This is a genomic window from Wohlfahrtiimonas larvae, from assembly GCF_002006755.1.
Lineage (GTDB): Bacteria > Pseudomonadota > Gammaproteobacteria > Cardiobacteriales > Wohlfahrtiimonadaceae > Wohlfahrtiimonas > Wohlfahrtiimonas larvae.
On the sequence record NZ_MVDO01000178.1, the window covers coordinates 1 to 5565 of the forward strand.

The 5565-nt window shown below is 37.1% G+C and carries 5 protein-coding genes; 4 read left to right on the top strand and 1 reads right to left on the bottom strand.

What is annotated here, in order from left to right:
- Window positions 1-684 (bottom strand): chorismate mutase (gene pheA / locus BZK14_RS09865; RefSeq protein ID WP_077926336.1); only part of this gene is annotated, 684 nt, incomplete at its 3' end.
- A 142-nt stretch (window positions 685-826) separates the two neighbouring features.
- On the opposite strand from pheA, the gene BZK14_RS09870 reads away from it, so the two are divergent.
- The 4 genes from BZK14_RS09870 to BZK14_RS09885 all read left to right on the top strand — a co-directional run.
- Window positions 827-1186 (top strand): response regulator, encoded by a 360-nt coding sequence (locus BZK14_RS09870; protein ID WP_077926332.1) that lies wholly within the window; start codon window positions 827-829, stop codon window positions 1184-1186.
- 37 nt (window positions 1187-1223) lie between these two features.
- Window positions 1224-2324: a DNA polymerase III subunit beta gene (gene dnaN, locus BZK14_RS09875; protein ID WP_077926333.1), complete on the top strand. Its 1101-nt coding sequence runs from the start codon at window positions 1224-1226 to the stop codon at window positions 2322-2324.
- A 3-nt stretch (window positions 2325-2327) separates the two neighbouring features.
- Complete coding sequence (gene recF, locus BZK14_RS09880) at window positions 2328-3419, top strand: DNA replication/repair protein RecF (protein WP_077926334.1); 1092 nt, start codon at window positions 2328-2330, stop codon at window positions 3417-3419.
- Between the two features lie 71 nt (window positions 3420-3490).
- The coding region (locus BZK14_RS09885; RefSeq protein ID WP_077926335.1) for a DNA gyrase subunit B at window positions 3491-5565 on the top strand (2075 nt) is incomplete at its 3' end.

The window sequence follows — 5565 nt, forward strand, 5'->3', positions numbered from 1 at the left end:
ATCTTCTGGTGACTGCTGTGATTGCATTAAAGCATCTACATTAGAATGACAAGCTATTTGCTCTGCATGAGGTAAATGTTTATCTAACCATCCTCTGCATTGTGCTAAAGACTGAGGATGAGCAAATACTTTTTTCACTGACTTCACATCAGCTGCACCAGAAATTAAGTTTTGATGAATACGTAACGTTGTTTCACCACAAATGGATAATAATGTTTGTGCAAAGCAATCTAATGTTAAATTTACAGCACCTTCTGTAGAATTTTCCACAGGCACAATCCCAAAATCCACCAATCCTGTTTCCACTGCCCTAAATACCTCAGGAATTGTTGCTTGTGGTAATAAATTAGCTGAACCACCAAATTGCTTACGTGCGGCTAATTCTGAGAATGTTTTCTCTGGTCCTAAAAATGCAATTTCCAAAGGTTTTTCCAAAGATAAACAAGTGGACATAATTTCTCTAAATAAACGAGCAATTTCCTGATCAGGAATCGGACCCTGATTTTTTTCCATATAATTGGCAAGGACTTGCGCTTCTCTTTCAGGCCGATACATCTCTGTATCTCCATTGGCAATCTTAATTTCACCAATTGCCATAGCGTGTTTAGCTCGTTCATTCAATAATTTTAATAGCTGTTGATCAATCTGATCAATCTCAGCTCGGTGGGTTGCAATCGTGGACATTGATAACTCATAAAATGATTTCTAATCGTCTAAACATTACAAAATCTCCGATTAAAGTCAATCTATCTTCAGAGTAGTTATTAAAAAACCTTTTTTTCTTGTATAATGGATTTCTGTAGAATGTGACATAAAAGGTATATTTGTGGCTAAGATACTAATTGCAGATGATTCAAAATTACAAAAACTAGAAATTGCAAAATTTTTAATAAAGCTAGGCCATCAAGTTCTAGAAGCAAAAGATGGCAACGAAGCCGTGCAGATTGTAGAACAATTTTTACCTGACCTCGTCCTAATGGATGTTGTTATGCCAGACTGCAATGGATTTAGTGCCCTACGCCGCATTAAAAATAATGAAAAAGTGAAACATATCCCTGTTATTATGGTCAGCACTAAGAGTGAAGACATTGATAAAATTTGGGCTAGCAAACAAGGTGCTGTAGGATATATTACAAAACCTGTTGATTTTAATTTGCTAGAAAATGAAATCAACAAAAACTTGTAATTCATTTTAATATGTTCATGAGTGGAATTTTTATATTATGGAACTGATTGTACAAAGAGAGCAATTGCTACAGCCGTTGCAAGCATTAATTGGCGTGACTGAAAAAGGTCAAACATTGCCTGTTTTAGCAAATGTGAAACTATTAGTGAAATCAGAAGAAATCATTCTGACAACTACTAATCTTGAGATCGAACTCTCTTGTGCATTGCCATATATCTCTTCACTAACAGGCGGTACAACCATTCCTGCTAAAAAGCTTTTAGACATATTAAAAGCACTCCCGTCTGGTATTGATGTACATTTAACCATCAATCCTGATAAGGTTGAGATCAAAGCTGGTCGCTCTAAATTCTCATTAGCATGTTTGCCTTTAGAAGAATTCCCAGTATTAGATCATATTGATTTCACTGAAACATTAACATTACCTAAAGATCGTTTTAGATTATTGATTCAACGTGTTGCCTATGCAATGGCAAGTGCAGACGTTCGTTATTTCTTAAATGGTATGTTACTAGATGTTCAAGGCTCTGAAATTGCTGCTGTCGCCACTGATGGTCATAGATTAGCATTAAGCAGATATACATTAGAAAACTCCACTGATATTAGCAATCAATACATCATTCCACGCAAAGCTGTAGAAGAGTTATTAAAACTCATTGAAAATGAAGCAGCACCAATGCATTTACAACTAAGTGCAAATCATTTACGCGTAGAATTAGGTAGTATGGTTTTCACAACAAAATTAATTGAAGGTAAATTCCCAGATTATAAACGTGTAATTCCACCTGTGGGTGAAAAAATCATCATGGCAGATCGAGTTGAAATGATTGAGTCATTAACACGTACTTCAATTTTGTCGCAAGATAAATTCCGTGGTATTCGTATGAATATCTCTCATTGCTTAATCAAATTAGTGGCACATAACCCTGAGCAAGAGGTCGCAGAAGAAGAAGTGGAAGTCAACTATCAAGGCGATGACTTCATGATTGCATTCAATGCATCTTACATCACAGATGCTTTCAAAAATATTGAAGGTGATATGGTGCAATTAAGCTTCACCGAAAATAACTCAAGTTGCCTTATTAAAAACCCTGAAGATAACAGCGTTGATCATGTTGTTATGCCAATGCGCTTATAAAACGTGATCATTCGATCATTATCGCTCACAGGATTTAGAAACCTTACAACACAGAGCTTAGAATTTCACTCAAAATGCAATGTGTTTTATGGTGCCAATGCCTCAGGCAAGACTAGCTTGCTCGAGGCAATTTACTATTTATCTCATCTGCGTTCATTCCGCCAACGTGAATTTGCTAAAATCATTGGGGATGAGCATGAATTTCTACGCCTAATTACCAAATGCCACAATGATATTTCAGAGCATTTAATTGGTATTGAAGTCAATAAACAAGAGCATATTGTGCGCATTGATGCAACACCATTAAAGCAGAGATCAACATTGGCAAAAATGTTGCCATGCCTATATTTAGATCCAGAAACAGGCAAGCTCCTCACAGATAGCCCTAAATTTCGTCGTCAATTCATGGATTGGGGATTATTTCATACGGAAGCCAACTATCATCATCTTTGGCAGAATTATGACCGCGCATTAAAACAGCGTAATATTATTCTTAGGCAAAAACAGAATCCAAAACTTTTAGATAGCTATGATGAATTACTAGTTCAGTTTGGGGATCAAATAACACAAAAGCGTGAAGCATTCATCACAGCTATTTTTGAAAAAGCATCACCATTATTATCCAAACTCATTCACCAGCCATTTGAATGGTCAATGGAATATCGCAAAGGTTTTACAGGTAACCTTTTTGCAGAAGAACTCAAAAGTCAACGTGAAAAAGATTTTATTATGGGACATACAAGATCCGGCCCGCATCGTGGTGATTTTGTAGTCAAAGCTAATCATAAGAATGTTAGTGAATATTTATCACGTGGGCAAATAAAATTAGCCAGTATTGCGCTGACACTCGCGCAAATCCAACTATTTCAAAATTATAACGAATCTCAAAATGTCATTTTATTAATGGATGATATGAGTGCAGAGTTAGATAAACAGCACAGAGAAATCTTATTGGCTGAATTTTTAAAATTAAATGTGCAATTATTTATTACATGTTTAGAAGCAAACGAGTTTCCTGAGCTTATTAATAATGATCAGATTAATCAGCCACATCAGTATAAGATCACTACAGGTTTTGTACAAAAAATGGTATAATAACTCGTTTTTGAATGTGGTTAATCAAATGTTAATCACATGTTTCATTAGAATTAAAAAAGGATATTTGAATGACCTCTGAAAATAGCCCAAGTATTAAGGTTCTCAAGGGATTAGATGCCGTACGTAAACGTCCCGGCATGTATATTGGTGATACCGATGACGGCACCGGCTTACACCATATGGTGTTTGAGGTTGTGGATAATGCTATCGACGAAGCATTGGCTGGCCACTGCGATGACATTACTGTGACTATCCACAAAGATGATTCAATTACTGTGACTGATAATGGTCGCGGTATTCCTACTAAAATGCACCCTGAAGAAGGCGTTTCATCTGCTGAAGTTGTTATGACAGTGCTTCATGCTGGTGGTAAGTTTGATGATAATGCTATTTCTGGCGGTTTGCATGGAGTAGGCGTTTCAGTTGTGAATGCGCTATCTTCTGATCTGCGTTTGCTCATCAAACAAGATGGTAAATTATTCGAACAAGAATATAAACTGGGTACGCCAGTTTATCCTCTACGTGAAATTGGTACTGTCGATGAAGAAGATACAGGTACAACTGTTTACTTCAAGCCAAGCCCTGAAATTTTCACCATCACAGTATTCGATTATCAAATCCTAAAAAAACGTTTACGTGAATTGTCTTTCTTAAACTCAGGTATCAAAATTCATTTAAAAGATGAGCGCTATAATGTAGAAGATATTTTTGAATTTGAAGGTGGGATCAGAGCTTTCGTTGAGCACATTAATCGCAAAAAAACTATCATTAATCCTGCTATTTTCTACTGTGACAATAAACAAGATAATGTGATCGTTGAAGTTGCTCTGCAATGGACAACTGATTATCAAGAAAACGTTTACTGCTTCACCAACAATATTCCACAAAAAGATGGTGGTACACACTTATTGGGTTTCCGTGCTGCGATTACACGCACATTGAACCAATACATGGAACAAAATGATTTGCTCAAAAAGGCTAAAGTGAGTACATCTGGTGAGGATGCTCGTGAAGGCTTAACAGCTGTTGTTTCAGTAAAATTACCAGGACCAAAATTCTCATCACAAACTAAAGATAAATTAGTTTCAAGTGAAGTTCGTAGTGCTGTAGAAAGTGTTGTGAGCGCAAGAATTGCTGACTTCTTACAAGAAAGCCCAAATGATGCAAAACTCATCACAGGTAAAATCATTGAAGCTGCTCGAGCACGTGAAGCTGCTCGTAATGCTCGTGAATTAACGCGCCGTAAGAGTGCTTTAGACATCGCTGGTCTACCAGGTAAATTAACTGACTGCCAAGAAAAAGATCCTGCATTATCAGAATTGTACATCGTGGAAGGTGACTCGGCGGGCGGCTCTGCAAAACAAGGCCGTAACCGTAAATTCCAAGCAATTTTACCATTGAAAGGTAAAATCTTGAATGTTGAACGTGTTCGCTTTGACCGCATTATTCAATCTGCTGAAGTTGGAACGTTGATCACAGCATTAGGTTGTGGGATTGGTCGTGATGAATTTGATATAGAAAAATTACGCTATCACCGTATTATCATTATGACGGATGCCGACGTGGATGGTGCGCACATTCGTACGCTACTGCTCACTTTCTTCTATCGCCAAATGCGTGAATTGGTTGAAAATGGTCACATCTACATCGCTCAACCACCTTTATATAAAATCCAAAAAGGTAAGCAAGAAACTTACTTAAAAGATGAAAGCGAATTAGTTCGCTTCTTCTTAAGTAATGCTTTGGATAATAGCCAAGTATTCGCAAGCAAAGATGCACCTGCAATGGCAGCATCACAAGTGGAAGAATTAGCCCGCAATGTGACGAATATTGAGCAATTAATTGAACGCATGAAATATATGTATCCTGAAAAGCTATTATCTGCTTTGACAGATTTGGCACCATTAACCATTGATCTTTTATCATCTGATGAAGTGCAAGCATGGATGGATGAATTAGCAACAGCATTGAATAAGAATCCTGTAGTTGGCACAAGCTACGCTGTAAGATTAGATACAGACGCAGAAACTAACAGCCCATTCATTGCTGTAGATGTTAAGCATTACGATCATACAAAAACATATGCACTAGATGGCCGTTTCATTCGTTCTGTGGAATATCAACGCATTGCAGAAATCGCGAA